This is a genomic window from Lysobacter koreensis (assembly GCF_042677045.1).
In the GTDB taxonomy this organism is placed as follows: domain Bacteria; phylum Pseudomonadota; class Gammaproteobacteria; order Xanthomonadales; family Xanthomonadaceae; genus Lysobacter_K; species Lysobacter_K koreensis.
In genome coordinates this window covers 886106-905236 of the sequence record NZ_JBHTIH010000003.1, presented here as the reverse complement: position 1 = coordinate 905236, position 19131 = coordinate 886106, and the positions used below count along the sequence as shown (strand labels likewise).

Here is a 19131-nt window from a genome sequence, read left to right as displayed (position 1 = left end):
GCCGCGAGATCGCGGCCTTTTTTGTGTCCGGTCGCAGGCGCTTACGGGCGGCGCGCCATCGCCTCTTCGTCCTTGGCCTTGGGCATCAGGTCCTGCTTGGTGACCTTGAGGAAGCCCAGCGTCAGCAGCGGGCACGCGGCGAAGATCGACGACAAGGTGCCCAGCACGATGCCGATCATCTGCGCCTCGGCCATGCCCTGCAGCGAACCGCCGCCGTACAGGTACAGCGCCAGCACGGTCAGGAACGCCACGAACGACACGATGATCGTGCGCGACAGCGTCTGGTTGATCGACTTGTTGAGGATCGTCTCCGGATCGGCGCGCATCGAGCGGAAGTTCTCGCGCACGCGGTCGAACACCACGATCTTGTCGTTGATCGAGTAGCCCAGCACCGACAGGATGCCGGCCAGCACGGTCAGGTCGAACTCGTGTTGGGTCAGCGCGAACCAGCCGGCGACGATGGTGATGTCGCTGAGCGTGGTGATGATCGCGGCGATCGCGAACTTCTTCTCGAAGCGGAACGAGATGTAGATCAGGAAGCCGACGACCACGAAGATCAGCGCCCAGATGCCGTTGATCGCCAGGTCCTTGCCGACCTGCGCGCCGACCACCTCGCTGCTCATCACCTGGCCGGGGTTGTCGGCGCTCGATGCCGCGCGCTGGACCTGCGAGGCGATGCTGGTGGTCGCATCGTCGCCGGCACCGGCCGGCGGCTTCGACTGCAGGCGGATCAGCAGGTCGTTGCCCGATCCGAAGGTCTGCACCTGCGGGTTCTCGAAGCCGGCCTTCTCCAGCCGCCGGCGCACGTCCTCGACCTCGACCGGTTTGGCGAAGCGCAACTCGATGCCGGTGCCACCGGTGAAGTCGAGCGCGAAGTTGAAGCCCTTGGCGGCGATCAGGCCGACCGCGGCAAGCGTCAGCAGCGCGGTCAGCGCCAGCGACACCCAGCGCAGGCGCATGAAGTTGTAGTTGCTGTCGTACGGGATGAGGTTGAAAGGTTTCATGTGTGGTCCCGTCAGATGGCGATCGACTTGAGCTTGCGGCGACCGCCGTAGATCAGCGTGGCGATGCCGCGCGAGACGCCAACGGCGGTGTACATCGAGGTCAGGATGCCGACGATCAGCGCGACCGCGAAGCCCTTGACTGGCCCGGAGCCGAACGCGAACAGCGCGATGCCGGCGAGGATGGCGGTGGTGTTGGCATCGGTGATGGTGCCGGCCGCCTTGTCGTAGCCGCCGGCGATCGCCGCCTGTGGCGGCACCCCGAGGCGCAACTCCTCGCGTATGCGTTCGTTGATCAGCACGTTGGCGTCGACCGACATGCCCACCGTCAGCGCGATGCCGGCCAGGCCTGGCAGCGTCAGGGTGGCGCCGAACAGCGACATCACCGCGATCACCATCAGCATGTTGACCAGCAGCGCCAGGCAGGTGATCAGGCCGAACATGCGGTAGTAGATGAGGAAGAATGCCAGCGCGAACACGAAGGAATAGGCCACCGCGCGCAGGCCGCGCTCGACGTTCTCGGCGCCCAGGCTGGGGCCGACGATGCGCTCCTCGATGAAGTCCATCGGCGCGGCCAGCGAACCCGAGCGCAGCTGCAGGGCCAGGTCGGCGGCGAACTTGGAGCTCTCCAGGCCGGTGGTCTGGAACTCCTTGCCGAACACGCCGTTGATGGTCGCGGCGTTGATGACTTCCTCATTGATGCGGGTCGTGCGGATTTCCTTGCCGTCGACCACGCGCACCTCGGGGATGCGCTCGATGTAGACCACCGCCATCAGCTTGCCGACGTTCTCGGTGGTGTAGTCGAACATGCGCTGGCCGCCGGCGTTGTTGAGCCGCACGGACACCGCCGGCGAGCCGGTCTGCGAGTCGAACACCGATGTCGCGCCGACCAGCTGGTCGCCGGTGGCGATCACGCGCTTGTTGAGCAAAATCGGCATCGGCTTGCCGTCGGGACCGAGTTCCTTGCGGTAGTAGACGCGCGCCTCGGGCGGCACGTTGCCGCTGGCGACGGCGTCGTAGGCATTGCCCTCGACGACCGCGCGGTACTCCAGCGTGGCGGTCGCGCCGAGCACGCGCTTGGCCTGGGCGGTGTCCTGCACGCCCGCCAGCTGCACCACGATGCGGTCGTCGCCCTGGCGCTGGATGATCGGCTCGGTGACGCCCAGCGCGTTGATGCGGTTGCGCAGCGTGCCGACGTTCTGCTCGATCGCCTCGGCCGCCAGTCGCTTGAGCTCGGCTTCGGTCATCCGCACCGAGACGGTGTTGCCGACCACGTCGACGCTCAGCGTCGGCTGGTTGGTCAGGATCAAGCCACGCGCCTTCTCGGCGTCGGCGGCGCTGGCCAGAGTGGCGACGATGGCATTGTTGGCACGGCGTTCGACCGACTCGTAGCGCACGCGGTTGTCGCGCAACTGCACGCGAATGTCCTCGGCGGTGGCATCCAGGCGCTTGTCGAGGGCGGCCTTCTGGTCCACCTGCATGGTGAAATGCACGCCGCCCTGCAGGTCCAGGCCGAGCCGCATCGGCTGGGCACCGATCGCCTCCAGCCAGTTCGGCAGGGTCGACGCCAAGTTCAGCGCCACCACGTAGCCGCTGCCCAGTTCCGGGCGCAGCGTGTCGGCGGCCTTGACCTGCTGGTCGGCGTTGAACAGGCGCACCAGCAGGTTGCCGCCCTTCTCCAGCTCGACGGCCTTGACGGCGACGCCGGCCTGCTTGAGCTCGCCCTCCACGCGCGTGCGCAGCGCCGCGTCGACCGGAGCCCCGCGGCTGGCGGTGACCTGCACCGACGGGTCCTGGGTGAACGCGATCGGCAACGCATACAGCGCGCTGAGCAGCAGGACGACCAGGATGACGAAGTATTTCCAGCGCGCGTAGGTCAACATCGAATGCCCCTGCGGCAGCCGAGGCTGCCGTGAATCAATGGTGGGTCGATTGGTGGTTCAGTGGGTCTTGGCGGCGCTGGAGGCCGACTTCAAGGTGCGTGGCGCGCCTCGGGCCGGCTCCAGTCCGCGCCGTCTTCTCAAGACGCCTTCAGGGTGCCCTTGGGCAGCACGCTGGCGATCGCGCCCTTCTGCACGCGGATGCGCACGTTGTCGGCGATCTCGACGCTGACGAAGTTGTCGCCGATGTCCGACACGGTGCCGGCGATGCCGCCGTTGGTGATGACCTCGTCGCCGCGCGACAGCTTCTCCAGCATCGCCTTGTGCTCCTTGGCGCGCTTCATCTGCGGGCGGATCATCAGGAAGTACATCACGCCGATCAGCAGCACCGGGAACAGCAGCGACATGCCGAAACCACCCGGGGCGGGCTGGCCGGCGGCCTGGGCGTAGGCGGGGGAGATCACGAGGTCGAGCAGGTTCATGTCGGATGTCCTGGGGCGAAAATAGCCGGGGATTATGCCACGGGGCTTGCTGCTCCCTGCTCCCGGCGGCGCGAGAAGGTGCCCGGAGGGTGGAGGGAGGCGTTCGAAACCACGATTGCGCCGCAATCGGGCACTTCGCGCGCCTTCACCCCTGCCCCTCTCCTGCGGGGCGGGAGGGGGACTCAACCCGTGCGGCGTAGAAGGACTCCCGGAAGGCCTGGAAGGTTCCCTGCCCGATCGCGTCGCGCATCTGCGCCATCAGCCGCTGGTAGTAGCGCAGGTTGTGCAGCGTGCCCAGCATCGGCCCGAGCATCTCGTTGCAGCGGTCCAGGTGGCGCAGGTAGCTGCGGCTGAAGCCGTTGCGGCAGGCGTAGCAGTCGCAGCCTTCCTCGATCGGCCGCACGTCGTGCTCGTACTTGGAGTTGCGGATGCGCACCGTGCCGAACGAGGTGAAGAAGTGGCCGTTGCGCGCGTTGCGGGTCGGCATCACGCAATCGAACATGTCGACCCCGCGTGCGACCGATTCGACCAGGTCCTCGGGCCGGCCCACCCCCATAAGGTAGCGCGGCCGGTCTTCGGGCAGTTGCGGGGCGGTGTGTTCGAGCATCGCGTTGCGCTCGGCCTCCGGCTCGCCGACCGCAAGGCCACCGATCGCATAGCCGTCGAAACCGATGTCCCTGAGCGCCGCCGCCGAGCGTGTGCGCAGGTCGTGGTGCACGCCGCCCTGGACGATCCCGAACAGCGCCGCGTCGTTGCCTTCGTGCGCACGCTTGCTCCGTTCCGCCCAGCGCAGGCTCAGCTCCATCGAGGTACGCGCGACTTCCTCGGTGGCAGGGTACGGCGTGCACTCGTCGAAGATCATCACGACGTCCGAGTCGAGCACCTTCTGGATGTGCATGCTCTCCTCGGGCCCGAGGAACACCTTGCTGCCGTCGGTCGGCGCGGCGAAGGTCACGCCGGCCTCGGTGATCTTGCGCTTGTGCGCCAGCGAGAACACCTGGAATCCACCCGAATCGGTGAGGATCGGCCCGCTCCAGCGCGCGAACCCGTGCAGGCCGCCGTGCTCGGCAATCACCTCCAGCCCGGGCCGCAGGTACAGGTGGAAGGTGTTGCCCAGGATGATCTGCGCGCCGAGTTCGGCGACGTGCTCGGGCATGATCCCCTTGACCGAGCCATAGGTGCCGACCGGCATGAACGCCGGCGTTTCCACCGTGCCCCGCGGGAAGGTCAGCCGCCCGCGGCGCGCGGCGCCGTCGGTGGCGAGCAGTTCGAAGTTCATTCGGCTCAAGCTGGTTCCTTTACTGAAAAGCAATGCAACGGGTCGTGGAGTCCTGCCGCGCGCGGCGGCGCGTTCTTCATTCCGGCGACCGAGTCTCTTCCCGGCGCGGCCACAGCAACATCGCATCGCCATACGAGAAGAAGCGATACCTCTCGCGGATCGCATGGTCGTACGCGGCAAACATCCGCTCCTTGCCGACAAACGCCGATACCAGCATCAGCAAGGTGCTTTCCGGCAAGTGGAAATTGGTAATCAGCGCGTCGACCGAACGGATCGCATAGCCGGGCAGGATGAACAACCGCGTTTCGCCGGCGAACGGCTGCAATTGGCGCTCGCCGTGCTCGTCCTCGCGCATCGCCGACTCCAGCGCCCGCACCACCGTGGTACCGACCGCGACCACGCGCCCGCCGGCGGCGCGGGTGCGGCGGATCTGCTCGATCAGGGCGGCGCCGACATTGAGCCACTCGCTGTGCATCACGTGCTGGTCGAGGCTGTCGGCGCGCACCGGCTGGAACGTGCCCGCCCCCACGTGCAGGGTGACGTGGCCGAACTCCACGCCGCGCGCCTGCAGCCGCGCCAGCAGGGCCTCGTCGAAATGCAGGCCGGCGGTCGGCGCCGCGACCGCCCCCACCTCGCGCGCGAACACGGTCTGGTAGCGCTGCGCATCGTCGCTGCCCGGCTCGCGCTGGATGTACGGCGGCAGCGGCAGCCGGCCGGCGTGCAGCAACCAGGTTTCCAGCGCCTCGCCGACCTCGAAGCGCAGGTGGTAGAACTCGCCGTCGCGACCCAGCACCTCGGCCTGCCCGCCGGCATCCAGGGCGATGCGCGCGCCCGCCTTCGGCGACTTGCTCACGCCCAGCTGCGCGCGCGCCTCGTTGCCGCCGAGCAGGCGCTCGATCAGGATCTCGACCCGCCCGCCGGTGGTCTTCTGCCCGAACAGGCGCGCCGGGATCACCCGGGTGTCGTTGAACACCAGCAGGTCGCCGGGTGCGAGCAGCTCCGGCAGGTCGCGGAACACGCGGTCCTCGAAGCGCGGCTCGTGGTTCGTTGTCGCCGGGACGACCAGCAGCCGGCTGGCCGATCGTTCGGGCAGTGGCGCCTGCGCGATCAGCTCGGGCGGCAGGTCGTAGTGGAAATCGGACTTCTTCAAGGACGGCGCCACGGCGGAAAGCCCGCCATTGTAAGGAGTTGCGGCCGGCGCTCCGAGCCAGCGCCGCCTCAGCGCTCGAACTTCGCCGACAGGACGATCGCCGAGGTGGTGCGCTCGACGCCGTCGATGGCGCCGATCCGGTCGGTCAGTTCGTCCATTTCGCCGACGCTGGGCACCACGCCCAGGGCCATCAGGTCGAACGCGCCGCTGACCGAGTGCAGGGCGCGCACCGCGGGCATCGCGTGTAGCGCCTCGACCACCGACGCCATCTGCTTGGGCAGCACCGTGATCATGATGTGGGCGCGGATGTGGCCGTGCTCGGCGGCGTCGTGGACGCGCACGGTGTAACCGCCGATGACGCCCAGCCGTTCCAGGCGCTCGATGCGACTTTGCACCGTGGTCCGCGACAGCTTCAGGCGCCGCGCAATCTCCGCGGTCGAGGCGCGCGCGTTCTCGCGCAGCACGGATAACAGCTGCTGGTCGTGGGCGGTGATCTTCATAATTCAGTGAAAACTAGTCGATTAGACGAAATGGTGACTTATTTCGTCCAAATCCACACTGTCTATCGACGGTTTTATCCAGATAATAGCCAGATGACTTCAGTCCAGGAGGCTTCCGTGGCCGTGATCGACAAACTCGCCCCTCTGCGTTCCCATGCCGGCACCCGCCGCACCCCGGGCCTCGACGACGCCACGGTCGCCCGTTTCGCCGCCAGCCATCCCGACCTGGTCGAAGCAATCGATGCCGCCGCGGCCGAATACGCGCGCATCCGCGGCGACTTCGCCGAGCTGCTGGACCTGGACGAGGACGCGCAGGTCCACGCCGTCCAAGCCGGCTACATCAATTTCTACCCGGACGACGCGGTCAACCCGTACATTGCGCTGACCGCGCGCGGGCCGTGGATCATCACCCTCAAGGGTGCGGTGCTGCACGATTCCGGCGGCTACGGCATGCTCGGTTTCGGCCACGCCCCAAAGGCGATGCTCGACGCGATGGCCAAGCCGCAGGCGATGGCCAACATCATGACGCCGTCGCTTTCGCAGCTGCGCTTCGAGCGCCTGCTGCGCGCCGCGATCGGCGCCAATCGCGGCGGTTGCCCGTACGACAAGTTTCTGTGCCTGAACTCGGGCTCGGAATCGGTGTCGCTGGCCGCGCGCATCGCCGACGTCAACACCAAGCTGATGACCGACCCGGGCGCGAAGCATGCCGGGCGCGCGATCAAGCGCGTGGTGGTCAAGGGCAGCTTCCACGGCCGCACCGAGCGCCCTGCGCTGTACTCGGACTCCTCGCGCGCTGCCTACGTCAAGCACTTGGCCAGCTTCCGCGGCGAGGACAGCATGATCACCGTCGAGCCCTACGACATCGACGCGCTGAAGAAGGTCTTCGCCGATGCCGAGACCCACGGCTGGTTCATCGAGGCGATGTTCCTGGAGCCGGTGATGGGCGAAGGCGACCCGGGCCGCGGCGTGCCGGTGGCGTTCTACAACGCCGCACGCGAGCTCACCAAGGCGCACGGCGCGTTGCTGCTGGTCGATTCGATCCAGGCCGGCCTGCGCGCGCACGGCGTGTTGTCGATCATCGATTACCCGGGCTTCGAGAACGCCGAAGCACCGGACATGGAGACCTACTCCAAGGCGCTCAACGCCGGCCAGTACCCGCTATCGGTGCTGGCGGTGGGCCCGCACGCCGCACAGCTGTACAAGAAAGGCCTGTACGGCAACACCATGACCACGAACCCGCGCGCGCTCGACGTGGCCTGCGCGGTGCTGGCGCAGGTGACCCCGCAGCTGCGCGACAACATCCGCGCGCGCGGCGCCGAGGCCGTGGCCAAGCTGGAGAAGCTCAAGGCCGAACTGGGCGGGCTGATCACCAAGGTCCAGGGCACCGGCCTGCTGTTCTCGTGCGAACTCGCGCCGCAGTTCAAGTGCTACGGCGCCGGCTCGACCGAGGAATGGCTGCGCGAGCGCGGCATCGGCGTGATCCACGGCGGCGTCAACTCGCTGCGCTTCACCCCGACCTTCACCATCACCAGCGAGGAGATCGACCTGCTGGTGGGCATGGTCGGGCGGGCGTTGCAGGAAGGCCCGCGCGCGCAGCAGGCGGCCGCCGCGTAAGCCTTGCTCGCGTCGTCGGCAACACCTGGGAAAGGCCGGAGCGATCCGGCCTTTCGCGTTTCTGCGCTAGGCTCGTCAAAAATTCCGCGCGGGTCATCCATGAAGATCGTCGAAGTCCGCCATCCCCTGGTGCAGCACAAACTCGGGCTGATGCGCCGGGTCGGCAACAGCACCAAGGAGTTCCGCGAGCTGGCGTCGGAAGTCGCGACCCTGCTGACCTACGAGGCCACCGCCGACCTGGAGACCGAGGACGCGGTCGTCGACGGCTGGGCCGGGCCGGTCGCCACGCGCCGCATCAAGGGCCGCAAGATCACCCTGGTGCCGATCCTGCGCGCGGGCCTGGGCATGCTGCCTGGCGTGCTGGAACTGATCCCGGCCGCCAAGGTCGGCGTGGTCGGCCTGCAGCGCGACGAGCACACGCTGCAGCCGGTTGGCTACTACGAGAAACTCACCGCCCGCATGGACGAGCGCACCGCGCTGATCCTCGACCCGATGCTGGCCACCGGCGGCACCCTGATCGCAACTGTCGACATGCTCAAGGCGGCCGGCTGCAAGCGCATCAAGGGCCTGTTCCTGGTCGCCGCACCCGAAGGCCTGCGCGCGCTGGAAGCGCGGCATCCCGATGTCGAGGTCTACACCGCGTCGATCGACGAGCGCCTCAACGAGGTCGGCTACATCCTGCCCGGGCTGGGCGACGCCGGCGACAAGATCTTCGGCACCAAGAACGACTGAGCGCGCGTCAGGACCTGCCGCGGTTGCGGCGCGAGGCAAGCAGCAGCCCGGCAACCAGCAGCAGGCCACCGACGACCCACGGCCATCGCCGTGGTGTGGATGGATCGGGCGGGCTGACTTCGGCGGTCAGCTCAGCTGGCGGCATCACCGCCGCGGCGGCCTTGGGCGACAATCGCCAACGTCCGTCGCGCAGTTCGACCTTGCCGGCCAACGGCGGCAATACCAGTTCGCTCCAGCCCACGCGCAGGTCGCCGATCTGCGGGTCGAGCGGGTTCTCGCTGCTGCCCAAGCCGTCGCCCTCGGGCTGGAACGTCGCCGCCAGGTTGCCCGGCAGCTGCGAGAAGTTCGGCCGGAAACCCCGCCATTGCCCCAGCGTGCGCAGCACCGCGAGATCGATCGGCTTGCCATCCAGGGTGGCCTGCTGCGACCACCAGCGCTGGCTGTCGAGCGGCAGGTCGGGCGGGTTCTCGTGCCCGGGCGCGAACCCGGAAGAATCGATGCGCGCGCTGTTCCAGACGCGCTGGTAGTTGCCAGCGCCCGCGTCGCCATCGACGCGCCACTGGTACATCTCGACGCGGCGCTCCAAGCCGAACTGGCTGCTGGTGACGCCGAAATCGACGTCGCGCAGCACCTTCCCGGGTCGCGGCGCGTCCTCCGGCACGGTTTGCGCAACGGCCACCGTGGTCGCCAGCAGCCACGCCGACGACAGCCACCAGGCCTTCATGCCGACAACGGCCTCGCGTGCAACTGCGCCACCTCGTGCGCGGTGGCGAACTTGCCTTTCTCGTCGCGCACCACCTGCGCCAGCGCGCAGCCCGGGTCGTGGGTGAAGAACAGATGCACGTTGCGCGCGAGCTTGTCGGCGAGGAAAGCCTGCTTCTCGTCGATCAGCAACTCGGCGTTGCGGTCGTAGCCCATCGTGATCGGCACGTGCACCCACGGCCGGCCCGGGATCAGGTCGGCGCAGAACACCACGCCACCGTGCGGCTGACCGTCGACGACCTCGGGGCCGACGATCTCCGCCAGCATCAGCCCCGGCGTGTGGCCATCGCTGTAATGGAAGCGCACGGCGTTGCCGAGCGCTTGGCTATGCGCGCCGTCGACCAGTTCCAGCCGCCCTGTCGCCTCGAGTAGGCCCGGCAGTTCGGGGATGAAGCTGGCGCGGTCGCGCGGGTGTGGTTGCAGGGCGCGCTCGTAGTGTTCGCGGCCAACCAGGTAAGTCGCGTTCGGGAACAACAGCGCTGGCGGCTGGCCTTCGACCCACGGCGCCAGCAGCCCGCCGGCGTGGTCGAAATGCAGGTGCGAGAGCACCACGACGTCGACCTGATCGGGCTGGAAACCCGCGGCCTGCAGCGAGTCGAGCAAGACGTGGCGTTGCTCCACCACGCCGTAGCGCTCGCGCAGTTTCGGTTCGAAGAACGCGCCGATGCCGGCCTCGAACAACACGGTCTTGCCGTTGAGCGGGCTGGCCAGCAGCGCGCGGCAGGCGAGCTCGATGCGGTTGTGCTCGTCGGGCGGCGACCACTTGGCCCACATCGCGCGCGGCGCGTTGCCGAACATCGCGCCGCCGTCGAGTTTCTGGCTGTTGCCGATCAGTGACCAGAGTTTCATCGTCCGCTCCACGTCATGGCGGCTTCGATGCCGTTGCCGCCATGATCGACGATCCCGCCGTGCAGGGGAACCGGGGCGTGTTGACGGCTCGGAGCGACGCGACGCGCGTCGTGTGTTCAGCTGCGCGGTTGCAGCCGGACGGTGGGTTCGCGATGGCGGCTGGGGATGTCGCCGCTCAGGGCCGCGGGATGACTTCGGCCTTGCCGACCGGATTGCGCGGGTCGCTGCCGCCGTCGAGCGTACCGGACGCCTTGTCCCAGACCACCGTCTGCAGGTTGCCCCAGTTCGTTTCGCCGGCGTTGACGGTGTGGCCCATCGCCTGCAGCGCCTGCACCGTGCCGGCGTCGAGCGCGCCGGGTTCGGCCGAGATCGCGTCCGGCATCCACTGGTGGTGGAAGCGCGGCAACGCGGCAACCTGCTGCGCGCCCAGCCCGGCGTCGTAGCCCAGGATCGCCAGCAGCACCTGGGTGATAATGCGGCTGCCGCCGGGCGCGCCGATCACCGCCAGCTGCGCGTCCGACTCGATGAACGTCGGCGTCATCGAGCTGAGCATGCGCTTGCCGGCCTGCGGCGCATTGGCCGCAAAACCCATCACCCCGAACGCGTTGGGCGTGCCGGGCCTGAGCGCGAAATCGTCCATCTCGTTGTTGAGCAGCACCCCGGTGCCGGGCGCGACCATCCCCGAGCCGTACAGCAGGTTGACCGTCTGGGTGGCGGCGACGCGGTTGCCGTCGGCGTCGATGATCGAGAAATGGGTGGTCTCGTCGTCTTCCAGCGGCGCCGGCAGGCCGGACAGCAACGCGCTGGGCGTGGCCTTTTCCGGGTGGATGCCGGCGCGCAGGCCGGCGGCGTAATCGGCACTGGTGAGGCGCGCGAGCGGCATCTTCACGAAATCCGGGTCGCCCAGGTAGATCGTGCGATCGCGGTAGGCGCGGCGCATCGCCTCGCTGACCAGGTGGGTGCGGTGGGCAGCGTCGAGCTTGGCCAGGTCCCAGCCTTGCAGGATCTGCAGCATCTGCGCGATCGCGACGCCGCCGGACGACGGCGGCGGCGCGGTGGTGACCTGCCAGCCGCGGTAGCGGAACTTGATCGGGTCGCGCTCGCGGATCCTGTAGCCGGCCAGCTCGTCGGCGCGCCACTTGCCGCCTTCCTGCTTGACCGCGTCCAGCAGCTTGTTGCCGATCTCGCCCTTGTAGAAGCCGTCGAAGCCCTTGTCTGCCAGCAACTGCAGCGTGCGCGCGAGATCGGGCTGCTTGAGGATCTCGCCCGCGGTCGGCGGCGTGCCGTCGGCGAGGAACACCGCGCGCGTGCCGCGGTAGCGTTCCATCACCTCGCGGCGGCTCCCGTAGCCCTTCTCGAGCCGCGGATAGACCTCGAAGCCCTCGCGGGCGATGCGGATCGCCGGCGCCAGCGTCGTCTTGAGCGGCAACTTGCCGTAGTCGTTCGCCAGGTGCACCAGCGCGGCCGGCAGGCCGGGGATGCCGGCCGACCACGGGCCGTTGGTGGCGCGGTCGCGGTTGAGTTCGCCGTCCTTGTCGAGGTAGGCCGCCGGCGTCGCCGACGCCGGCGCGGTCTCGCGCGCGTCGAGGAACACGTCGCGCTCGGCCTTGGCGTCGTGCAGCAGGAAGAAGCCGCCGCCGCCGATGCCGGAACTGATCGGCTCGACCACCGACAACGTCGCCGACACCGCGATCGCCGCATCGAACGCATTGCCGCCGGCGCGGATCATGTCCAGGCCGGCCTGGGTCGCCAACGCATGCGCGCTGGCGATCGCGGCGCCGGGTGGGTGTTTGGGGGTTGCGTGGGGCGACGCGGGCTTGGCGTCGGCCTGTGCTGCCTGCGCAGCAGGCGATGTCGTGGAGAGTAGCAAACCGGCCGCGAGCAACAGGCCTCGACACACAGTCAGCTCCACGCGCATTGCACTTGCTCCTGTTGCTTCATTTCGCCTGCGTCACAAGGGCTGCAGCCGCGCCAGCTTGGCGAGCAACTGTTCGGTGGACTCGGGATGGGCCGGATCGGGGTCGATGCACTCGACCGGGCAGACGACCACGCATTGCGGTTCGTCGAAGTGACCCACGCATTGGGTGCAACGCGCCGGATCGATCACGTAGATGGTTTCGCCCTGCGAGATCGCCTGGTTGGGACAGGCCGGTTCGCAGACGTCGCAGTTGACGCAAAGTTCGTTGATCTTGAGCGACATGGTGTTGTCATTCCGAACCGGATGTGAGGAATCTGCTTGCCGACGATCGCGCGCGAAGCAGATCCCTCACTGTGTTCGGGATGACGCAATGGCCCGTGCGCAACGCGCACGGGGCCATTGCGTCACTTGGCTTCGATGAACTTGAACTCGGCGCCCGACGCAACCACGGCCGCCTTGACGCGCTCGCTGTCCGCCGGCGCGCCGATGAACAGCACCTTGACCCCCTTCATCGAACCGGCCTGCGCCTTGGCAAACGCGGCGATCGCGAGGTCGGCCGACTTGGCCGAGTTCTGCGAGCCGTAGGCCAGCAGCGTGCCTTCGACACCGCCGCGGGCGACGTCGGCCTCGGCCTTCTCCAGCTGGCGCGCGTACTCGCCGGCAAAATCGGCCGAGGTCTCCGACGGCAGCGTGTAGAGGTAGACGCTGGTGGCGCCATCGATGTTTCGGGTCACCACTTCTTGCAGGTACTTGTCCCAGTCGGCGCTCTCGGTGCCGGTCGGCGCGACCAGCGGTGCCTGCACGGCAGCGACCGGCGCGGCTTCTTCCTTCTTGCACGCGGCCAGGAACGGCAGCGCCAGGCAGGCGATCAGCATCAGGCGGGTGGTGGTTTTCATCGGATTCCCCGTGTCATTGGATTACTTGGTGCGCTGCCATTGGGCCTGCAGCGCGGCGGCTACCGCTGGTGGCACGAAACCCGAAACATCGCCGCCGAGGCGGGCGATTTCGCGTACCAGCGATGAAGAAATGAAACCGTACTGCTCGGCCGGAGTGAGGAACAACGTCTCCACTTCCGGGATCAGGTGGCGATTCATGCTCGCCAGCTGGAACTCGTATTCGAAGTCGGACACCGCGCGCAGCCCGCGCAGCAGCACCCCGGCGCCCAGGTCGGCGACGAAATGGGCGAGCAGCGAATCGAACCCGCGCACCTCGACGTTGGCGTGGTGCGCGACCGCCTCGCGGGCGAGGTCGACGCGCAACTGCAGCGGCAGCGCCGGACTCTTGCCCGGGCTTTCGGCCACGCCGATGATCAGGTGCTCGAACAACGGCGCGGCACGGTCGACGAGGTCGATGTGGCCATTGGTGATCGGGTCGAAGGTGCCGGGGTAAACGGCGATTCGGTTTTGGGCCGCGGTCATTCGATCGTCGTTCGAGGGGGCTGGCGCGCGTGCCGGCCGGTCTGCGGCAAGTGTATCAGCGGCCATGGCGGCTACCGCAGGCGCCGGTACAGGGCGTAGCGGACCTCGCGGGTGCGGCCTTCGCGGTGCAGCGCCCACGGCGGCGGCATGTCCACGACCGCCTCGCCGGGCGTCTCCAGATACAGCCAGGCATCGGCCGACAGCCACGGCAGCAGCGCGGGCAGTACCGCATCCCAGAGGCCCGCGGCGAACGGCGGATCGACGAACACCAGATCGAACGCCTGCGTGGGCGCCGATCCCAGCCAGGCCAACGCATCGGTCTGGACCACGCGCAGCGCCTCGCCTCCGGGCAGGCGCGCGGCAACCGTGCGCAACGCCTCGGCCAGCCCTGGATCACGTTCGACCAGCACCGCCGCGGCCGCGCCGCGCGACACAGCTTCCAGCCCGAGCGCGCCGCTGCCGGCGAACAGGTCGAGCACGCGCGCGCCGGGCAACATCGGCGCGAGCCAGTTGAACAGCGTTTCGCGCACCCGATCGGCGGTCGGTCGCAGGCCGGGCGCGTCGGGCACCGCCAGGCGCGTGCCGCGCCACTGGCCTCCGATCAGGCGGACCGCGCCCACGGCGCGCATGGCCGGGGGGCTGGCACGCGCAGGTCTGGCGAGGCCTCGCCGGGATGGGGTCTTCATCGGAGGTGCCGGAGGGCCGGTGCTAGCATGTGCGCATTGTCGCGCATCCCCGCCCGCGCCTCGCCGGTCAGCCTTCGATGGTCCGTTCTGATGGTTAGTTTCGATGGTTAGTTTTTTTCGCCGCAAGAAGCCCGATCCCTCCCCGCCCGCCAGCTCCGAACGCCGCTACAGCGCCGAGGAGCTGGCGGCCGCGTTTCCGGACGCCCGTCGCAGCGAGACGATGCCCGCGAGCAGCGATCCCGGCACGACAGCGTCCGCACCGACGGCGCCCGCGCAGCTCGCGCCATTCGAGGTGTCGGCCGCGAGCCCGGCCATCCCGTCGGAAATCATCGCCGCGGCGATGGATGTCGAACCCTTCGTCAGCGCGCCCGCCGGCGCGGAGCTGTTGCCCGCGCCGGCCGCGCAGCTGCAGGTCGAGAACGCGACCACCCAGGACAAGCCTGCCGCCGCGCCCGGCAAGCCCGGCTGGCGCGAACGCCTGCGCGGCAGCGGCTTCGCGCGTAGCCTGGGCGGGCTGTTCTCGCGCAACCCCAAGCTCGACGACGACCTGCTCGACGAGATCGAAACCGCGCTGCTCACCGCCGACGTCGGCGTCGCCGCGACCACGCAACTGCTCGAGGCGCTGCGCCGGCGCATGAAGTCGCGCGAGTTCGCCGACGCCCAGGCCCTGCTCGGCGCGTTGCGTGCGGAGCTGCTGGCGATGCTGGCGCCGGTCGCGGTGCCGCTGCGGATCGACCCGGAAGCGAAGCCTTTCGTTCTGCTGACCGTCGGCGTCAACGGCGTCGGCAAGACCACCACGATCGGCAAGCTCGCGCGCCGCTTCAAGGACGAGAACCGCTCGCTGATGCTTGCCGCTGGCGACACCTTCCGCGCGGCCGCTGTCGCGCAGCTGCAGGCCTGGGGCGACCGCAACGGCGTGCCGGTGATCGCGCAGGGCGAGAACGCGCTGGGCAAGGGTGGCGACGCCGCGTCGGTGGCGTTCGACGCATTGCAGGCGGCCAAGGCGCGCGGCACCGATGTGCTGATCGCCGACACCGCCGGGCGCCTGCACACCCAGCAGGGGCTGATGGCCGAGTTGGGCAAGATCAAGCGCGTGCTGGTCAAGGTCGACCCACGTGCGCCGCACGAGGTGTTGATGGTGATCGACGGCACCACCGGGCAGAACGCGTTGTCGCAGTTGCGCCAGTTCCATGCCGCGGTAGGCGTGACCGGGCTGGTGGTGACCAAGCTCGACGGCACCGCCAAGGGCGGCGTGGTGTTTGCGCTGGCGCGCGAGTTCGGCATCCCGATCCGCTTCGCCGGCATCGGCGAGCGTCCCGAGGACCTGCGCGTGTTCGATGCCGAGGCGTTCGTCGATGCGTTGTTGCCGGGCACGCTCGGCGCCTGACGCCGCGGGCGTATGAGCGCAGCGCCCGAGCAAAACTCCCGCCCGTCCCACAAGCGCGCGGTCGTGTTCGTCGTGCTGCTGCTGGTGCTGCTCGCGTTGCTGGCGCTGGCGCTGCGCTGGGTCGCGCAGCCCGAGCGCATGGCCGGCCTGCTGCTCGATCGCATCGGCGCCGCGCTCGGCCTGCAGATCAGTGCCAGTGGCGCCAGCGAATACCGCCTGCGCGGCACGCCAACGCTGGTGCTGCGCGACGTGGTCGCGCGCGAACCGGGCGCGGCCACGCCGGTGCTGCGCGCCAGACGCGTGTACCTGTCGCTGCCGTGGTCGACGATCCGCGCGCGCGGCCGCGACCTCACCGTCGAGCGCATCGAACTGGACGCGCCGCAAATCGACCTGCCGGCGTTGCAACACTGGCAGGCGACCCGCCCGCCGGCGGAGAAGCGCTTCCCGACGCTGACCGCCGGCCTGCGCATCAGCGACGGCGCGATCGCCAACGACAACTGGCGCGTCGACCGCATCCACGCCGACCTGCCCTCGCTGTACCCCGACAGGCCGATGCAGGCGCGCCTGCGCGGCCGCTATCTCGACCCACCGCTCGCGATTCCGGTCGACCTGGCCGTGGCGATCACGCGGCCGCAGGCGCTGATCCAGTCCGGCGTGACCGGTTTCGCCGCGCACGGCCGCGTCACCTTGGAGCGCGGCGACTGGCGCATGCCGGCGACGCTCGCGTTGTCAGGACCGCTGCGGCTCGGCGACGACCAGCTGCAGGTGACGCCGGCGCGGCTGGGCATGGCCGCGGCGTACGAATCGGGCACGACGCGCCTGCCGTTCGCGCTCGGCCTGCACAGCCCGCTAGTATTCGACGAGGCGACGTGGACGCTCGCACCGGCCGGTGTCGCCCTTCGCGGCCGTGGTGCGACCGACACCGATCCGGTGCCCACGCTCGACGCCCACGGCACGCTCGCTCTGGGTCGTCGCGTCAGCGGGCAGCTCGACGGGGTGATCGCGCAGTGGCCGCAGGCGTGGCCGGCGTTGCCGCCGCCGATCGGGCAATCGCGCTCGCCGCTGCCGTTCGCGCTGCGCTACGACGGCAAGCCGGATTTCAGCGACACCGCCGCGTTGCGGCTGCGTCGCGATGCCACCGTGTTCGACGGGCGCTTCCGGCTGCCGGAAGTGCTCGCATGGACGAAAGCGGCCGCCAGCGGCTCGCCGCTGCCGCCGATCGACGGCACCTTGAGCACGCCGACGCTGGTGATTTCCGGGGCCACGCTGGAGGGCGTCGAGATCGAGTTCGATGACGGGCAGTCGCCGCTTCTATGAGCGCGCCCACTGACACCTTCGCCGAGCGCTTGCTCGCGTGGTTCGACACCAGCGGTCGCCACGACCTGCCGTGGCAGCACCCGCGCACGCCGTACCGGGTGTGGCTGGCGGAAATCATGCTGCAGCAGACCCAGGTCAAGACCGCGGCGCCCTACTTCGAGCGCTTCGTCGCGGCGCTACCAACGCTGCCTGCGCTCGCCGCGGCAGAGCAGGACGAGGTGCTCGCGCTGTGGTCGGGACTGGGCTACTACGCCCGCGCGCGCAACCTGCATGCGACCGCCAAGCGTTGCATGGAGCTGCACGGCGGCGACCTGCCGCGCGATCTTGCAGCGCTGGTCGCGCTGCCGGGCATCGGCCGCAGCACCGCGGCGGCGATCCTGTCGCAGGCCTGGGGCGATCGCTTCGCGATCCTCGACGGCAACGTCAAGCGCGTGCTCGCGCGCTACCACGGCATCGCCGGCTGGCCGGCGTTGCCCGCGATCGAAAAGCAGCTATGGGCGTTGGCCGACGATCATGTCGCGAGCCCGCAACTCCCGTCCACGCGAATGGCCGATTACACCCAGGCGCAGATGGACCTGGGCGCGACGCTGTGCACGCGCGCCGACCCGGCCTGCGTGCTGTGCCCGCTGCAACACGACTGCGTCGCGCGCATCGACGGCCGGGTTGCCGAGCTGCCGACGCGCAAGCCAGCGAAGACGCCGCCGCAGAAATACGCGCACGTGCTCTGGGCCGAGGACTCGCGGCGCCGCATCCTGCTCCAGCGCCGGCCACCGACCGGGGTGTGGGCGTCGTTGTGGTCGCTGCCGCAGGCCGAGGACATCGACGGCGCCCGCGCCTGGTTCGACGCGCAACTGCACGCCGACTTCGACCACCGCGAATACCTGCCGGCGATCGCGCACGCGTTCAGCCATTACAAGCTGGAACTGCAGCCGCTGCGCTGGCGCGACGTCGCGCCGCGCCAGCGGGTGCGGGACAATGCCGACCTGCGCTGGGTCGCGCGCGACGAACTTGCCGCGCTCGGCATCCCGGCGCCGATCCGCAAGCTGCTGCAGCAACCCGACTGAGCGGCGCGGCCCACCGGCCCGCCGTTACCAACCAAGGCCCGACCATGCCCCGCACCATCCACTGCGACTACGAGAAGCGCGAGACCGAAGGCCTGGATTTCGTGCCCTGGCCCGGCGAGCTGGGCAAGCGCGTGTTCGCGCACATCGGCAAGGCCGGCTGGGCGGCGTGGCTGGCCCACCAGACCATGCTGATCAACGAGAACCGGCTGTCGCCGCTCGATCCCAAGCACCGCGCCTTCCTCGAGGCGGAGATGCAGAAGTTCCTGTTCGAGGGCGACACCGGCAAGCCCGCCGGCTACCAGCCACCGACCGAGTAGGGCCTGCTGGCGGCTCTACCCCTCGCGCTCGGACACGCGCGCGTCGGCGCGTATCTCGCGTTCGGCGTCCTTGAGGGCGGCCACGTCGAGCGGGCGAATCTCGCGGATGTGGCACGGGATGTTGATGCTGCTGCGGTCGAGCACGATGACCTTGTCGAACTTCGCGTACACGGTATGGAACTGGTTGGTGATGGTGATCGCCTGCGCGAAGTCCAGGTTGGTGCAGGTGCCGTTGAGGCTCAGCAGGTAGGCCTGCCGCGGCCGCGTCCACACCGCCAGGGCGCTATCGCCCAGCGGCGTCCAGCCATTGAGGCTGCCGGTGTAGCGAAAACTGGCGACCGGCTCGCCGGCATGCGCGCGGTACAGCGACAGGCGTTCGGCATCGCGCAGCCCGCGATCGCTGGCGCAGGCGCCCAGCGAGAGGGTGGCGAGCAAGGCGCACAGCAAGGTTTTCATGGTGGCCTCCTGATCGGGCGTGGCAACGAGCGACGGCCCGATGATGCGCCCGCCGCAAACCGGTGCACGCGTCGGCCAACCGGCGATTCAGCGACGGTGCGGCTTGCCAGCCCTGCCCGGCATCCGTATCATCCCGCTCCTCACACGGCCTGCCGTGACGTGGCCGGGTAGCTCAGTTGGTAGAGCAGGGGATTGAAAATCCCCGTGTCGGGGGTTCGATTCCCTCCCCGGCCACCATTTTGGTGGTCAGCGTGAAGCAGGAGATCAAGGGCAGCGAGCAATCGCCGCCCTTTTTCTTTGTCCGCGTGGTTCGGACGCG

20 protein-coding genes and 1 tRNA gene are annotated in these 19131 nt (G+C 69.1%); 7 read left to right on the top strand and 14 right to left on the bottom strand.

Annotated features, from left to right (window positions below):
* Nucleotides 1-41: 41 nt before the first annotated feature.
* From secF to ACFQZQ_RS09470, 6 genes are all read right to left on the bottom strand, one after another.
* Nucleotides 42-1004 (bottom strand): protein translocase subunit SecF, encoded by a 963-nt coding sequence (secF, locus tag ACFQZQ_RS09495; RefSeq protein WP_386812505.1) that lies wholly within the window; start codon nt 1002-1004, stop codon nt 42-44.
* 11 nt (nt 1005-1015) lie between these two features.
* A complete protein-coding gene (gene secD / locus ACFQZQ_RS09490) occupies nt 1016-2884 on the bottom strand; it encodes a protein translocase subunit SecD (protein ID WP_386812504.1) in 1869 nt (622 codons plus the stop codon).
* A gap of 137 nt (nt 2885-3021) precedes the next feature.
* Nucleotides 3022-3363, bottom strand: a complete 342-nt coding sequence (gene yajC, locus ACFQZQ_RS09485; RefSeq protein ID WP_386812503.1) for a preprotein translocase subunit YajC — start codon at nt 3361-3363, stop codon at nt 3022-3024.
* Between the two features lie 145 nt (nt 3364-3508).
* On the bottom strand, nt 3509-4642 hold the full coding sequence (tgt, locus tag ACFQZQ_RS09480) for a tRNA guanosine(34) transglycosylase Tgt (protein WP_386812502.1): 1134 nt from the start codon (nt 4640-4642) through the stop codon (nt 3509-3511).
* Between the two features lie 76 nt (nt 4643-4718).
* Nucleotides 4719-5792, bottom strand: coding sequence for a tRNA preQ1(34) S-adenosylmethionine ribosyltransferase-isomerase QueA (gene queA / locus ACFQZQ_RS09475; RefSeq protein WP_386812501.1), 1074 nt, complete (start codon nt 5790-5792; stop codon nt 4719-4721).
* 68 nt (nt 5793-5860) lie between these two features.
* Nucleotides 5861-6292 carry an Lrp/AsnC family transcriptional regulator gene (locus tag ACFQZQ_RS09470; protein ID WP_386812500.1) on the bottom strand — a complete coding sequence of 144 codons (432 nt, stop codon included), beginning with the start codon at nt 6290-6292 and terminating at the stop codon, nt 5861-5863.
* 93 nt (nt 6293-6385) lie between these two features.
* Here ACFQZQ_RS09470 and ACFQZQ_RS09465 point away from each other — a divergent pair, with 93 nt between their 5' ends.
* Both ACFQZQ_RS09465 and upp read left to right on the top strand, forming a co-directional pair.
* Complete coding sequence (locus ACFQZQ_RS09465; protein ID WP_386812499.1) at nt 6386-7906, top strand: aminotransferase class III-fold pyridoxal phosphate-dependent enzyme; 1521 nt, start codon at nt 6386-6388, stop codon at nt 7904-7906.
* 99 nt (nt 7907-8005) lie between these two features.
* Nucleotides 8006-8638: a uracil phosphoribosyltransferase gene (gene upp, locus ACFQZQ_RS09460; RefSeq protein ID WP_386812498.1), complete on the top strand. Its 633-nt coding sequence runs from the start codon at nt 8006-8008 to the stop codon at nt 8636-8638.
* A gap of 7 nt (nt 8639-8645) precedes the next feature.
* Here upp and ACFQZQ_RS09455 read toward each other — a convergent pair whose 3' ends face one another.
* The 7 genes from ACFQZQ_RS09455 to rsmD form a co-directional block, all read right to left on the bottom strand.
* Nucleotides 8646-9362: a TMEM43 family protein gene (locus ACFQZQ_RS09455; protein WP_386812497.1), complete on the bottom strand. Its 717-nt coding sequence runs from the start codon at nt 9360-9362 to the stop codon at nt 8646-8648.
* A complete protein-coding gene (locus tag ACFQZQ_RS09450; protein ID WP_386812496.1) occupies nt 9359-10249 on the bottom strand; it encodes an MBL fold metallo-hydrolase in 891 nt (296 codons plus the stop codon). Before ACFQZQ_RS09450 ends, ACFQZQ_RS09455 begins: the two co-directional genes overlap by 4 nt.
* Before the next feature lie 175 nt (nt 10250-10424).
* Nucleotides 10425-12167 (bottom strand): gamma-glutamyltransferase, encoded by a 1743-nt coding sequence (gene ggt, locus ACFQZQ_RS09445; RefSeq protein WP_386812495.1) that lies wholly within the window; start codon nt 12165-12167, stop codon nt 10425-10427.
* A 33-nt stretch (nt 12168-12200) separates the two neighbouring features.
* Nucleotides 12201-12449, bottom strand: a complete 249-nt coding sequence (locus ACFQZQ_RS09440) for a YfhL family 4Fe-4S dicluster ferredoxin (protein WP_386812494.1) — start codon at nt 12447-12449, stop codon at nt 12201-12203.
* 122 nt (nt 12450-12571) lie between these two features.
* A complete protein-coding gene (locus tag ACFQZQ_RS09435; protein WP_386812493.1) occupies nt 12572-13063 on the bottom strand; it encodes a hypothetical protein in 492 nt (163 codons plus the stop codon).
* A gap of 21 nt (nt 13064-13084) precedes the next feature.
* A complete protein-coding gene (gene coaD / locus ACFQZQ_RS09430; protein ID WP_386812492.1) occupies nt 13085-13585 on the bottom strand; it encodes a pantetheine-phosphate adenylyltransferase in 501 nt (166 codons plus the stop codon).
* A 71-nt stretch (nt 13586-13656) separates the two neighbouring features.
* Nucleotides 13657-14271 carry a 16S rRNA (guanine(966)-N(2))-methyltransferase RsmD gene (gene rsmD / locus ACFQZQ_RS09425; protein ID WP_386812491.1) on the bottom strand — a complete coding sequence of 205 codons (615 nt, stop codon included), beginning with the start codon at nt 14269-14271 and terminating at the stop codon, nt 13657-13659.
* Between the two features lie 103 nt (nt 14272-14374).
* On the opposite strand from rsmD, the gene ftsY reads away from it, so the two are divergent.
* The 4 genes from ftsY to ACFQZQ_RS09405 are packed head-to-tail and all read left to right on the top strand — an operon-like array spanning nt 14375 to nt 18356.
* Nucleotides 14375-15658: a signal recognition particle-docking protein FtsY gene (gene ftsY / locus ACFQZQ_RS09420; RefSeq protein ID WP_386812490.1), complete on the top strand. Its 1284-nt coding sequence runs from the start codon at nt 14375-14377 to the stop codon at nt 15656-15658.
* Between the two features lie 12 nt (nt 15659-15670).
* Nucleotides 15671-16975 (top strand): hypothetical protein, encoded by a 1305-nt coding sequence (locus tag ACFQZQ_RS09415; RefSeq protein ID WP_386812489.1) that lies wholly within the window; start codon nt 15671-15673, stop codon nt 16973-16975.
* Entirely contained in the window at nt 16972-18039 is a 1068-nt protein-coding gene (gene mutY, locus ACFQZQ_RS09410) for an A/G-specific adenine glycosylase (RefSeq protein WP_386812488.1), read from the top strand. Before ACFQZQ_RS09415 ends, mutY begins: the two co-directional genes overlap by 4 nt.
* A 44-nt stretch (nt 18040-18083) precedes the next feature.
* A complete protein-coding gene (locus ACFQZQ_RS09405) occupies nt 18084-18356 on the top strand; it encodes an oxidative damage protection protein (protein WP_386812487.1) in 273 nt (90 codons plus the stop codon).
* Between the two features lie 15 nt (nt 18357-18371).
* Here ACFQZQ_RS09405 and ACFQZQ_RS09400 read toward each other — a convergent pair whose 3' ends face one another.
* Nucleotides 18372-18812 carry a DUF6491 family protein gene (locus ACFQZQ_RS09400; protein WP_386812486.1) on the bottom strand — a complete coding sequence of 147 codons (441 nt, stop codon included), beginning with the start codon at nt 18810-18812 and terminating at the stop codon, nt 18372-18374.
* 161 nt (nt 18813-18973) lie between these two features.
* Here ACFQZQ_RS09400 and ACFQZQ_RS09395 point away from each other — a divergent pair.
* Nucleotides 18974-19049 (top strand) — tRNA-Phe (locus ACFQZQ_RS09395).
* Nucleotides 19050-19131: the final 82 nt, after the last annotated feature.

What these genes read in the sequence shown, in the direction of transcription:
- secF (WP_386812505.1), bottom strand. Translation starts at nt 1,004, where the DNA reads ATGAAACCTTTCAACCTCATCCCGTACGACAGCAACTACAACTTCATG.
- ACFQZQ_RS09415 (WP_386812489.1), top strand. Translation starts at nt 15,671, where the DNA reads ATGAGCGCAGCGCCCGAGCAAAACTCCCGCCCGTCCCACAAGCGCGCG.
- mutY (WP_386812488.1), top strand. Translation starts at nt 16,972, where the DNA reads ATGAGCGCGCCCACTGACACCTTCGCCGAGCGCTTGCTCGCGTGGTTC.
- tgt (WP_386812502.1), bottom strand. Translation starts at nt 4,642, where the DNA reads ATGAACTTCGAACTGCTCGCCACCGACGGCGCCGCGCGCCGCGGGCGG.
- ggt (WP_386812495.1), bottom strand. Translation starts at nt 12,167, where the DNA reads ATGCGCGTGGAGCTGACTGTGTGTCGAGGCCTGTTGCTCGCGGCCGGT.
- secD (WP_386812504.1), bottom strand. Translation starts at nt 2,884, where the DNA reads ATGTTGACCTACGCGCGCTGGAAATACTTCGTCATCCTGGTCGTCCTG.
- coaD (WP_386812492.1), bottom strand. Translation starts at nt 13,585, where the DNA reads ATGACCGCGGCCCAAAACCGAATCGCCGTTTACCCCGGCACCTTCGAC.
- ACFQZQ_RS09435 (WP_386812493.1), bottom strand. Translation starts at nt 13,063, where the DNA reads ATGAAAACCACCACCCGCCTGATGCTGATCGCCTGCCTGGCGCTGCCG.
- ACFQZQ_RS09470 (WP_386812500.1), bottom strand. Translation starts at nt 6,292, where the DNA reads ATGAAGATCACCGCCCACGACCAGCAGCTGTTATCCGTGCTGCGCGAG.
- yajC (WP_386812503.1), bottom strand. Translation starts at nt 3,363, where the DNA reads ATGAACCTGCTCGACCTCGTGATCTCCCCCGCCTACGCCCAGGCCGCC.
- ACFQZQ_RS09405 (WP_386812487.1), top strand. Translation starts at nt 18,084, where the DNA reads ATGCCCCGCACCATCCACTGCGACTACGAGAAGCGCGAGACCGAAGGC.
- ftsY (WP_386812490.1), top strand. Translation starts at nt 14,375, where the DNA reads ATGGTTAGTTTTTTTCGCCGCAAGAAGCCCGATCCCTCCCCGCCCGCC.
- ACFQZQ_RS09465 (WP_386812499.1), top strand. Translation starts at nt 6,386, where the DNA reads ATGACTTCAGTCCAGGAGGCTTCCGTGGCCGTGATCGACAAACTCGCC.
- ACFQZQ_RS09440 (WP_386812494.1), bottom strand. Translation starts at nt 12,449, where the DNA reads ATGTCGCTCAAGATCAACGAACTTTGCGTCAACTGCGACGTCTGCGAA.
- ACFQZQ_RS09400 (WP_386812486.1), bottom strand. Translation starts at nt 18,812, where the DNA reads ATGAAAACCTTGCTGTGCGCCTTGCTCGCCACCCTCTCGCTGGGCGCC.
- upp (WP_386812498.1), top strand. Translation starts at nt 8,006, where the DNA reads ATGAAGATCGTCGAAGTCCGCCATCCCCTGGTGCAGCACAAACTCGGG.
- ACFQZQ_RS09450 (WP_386812496.1), bottom strand. Translation starts at nt 10,249, where the DNA reads ATGAAACTCTGGTCACTGATCGGCAACAGCCAGAAACTCGACGGCGGC.
- rsmD (WP_386812491.1), bottom strand. Translation starts at nt 14,271, where the DNA reads ATGAAGACCCCATCCCGGCGAGGCCTCGCCAGACCTGCGCGTGCCAGC.
- ACFQZQ_RS09455 (WP_386812497.1), bottom strand. Translation starts at nt 9,362, where the DNA reads ATGAAGGCCTGGTGGCTGTCGTCGGCGTGGCTGCTGGCGACCACGGTG.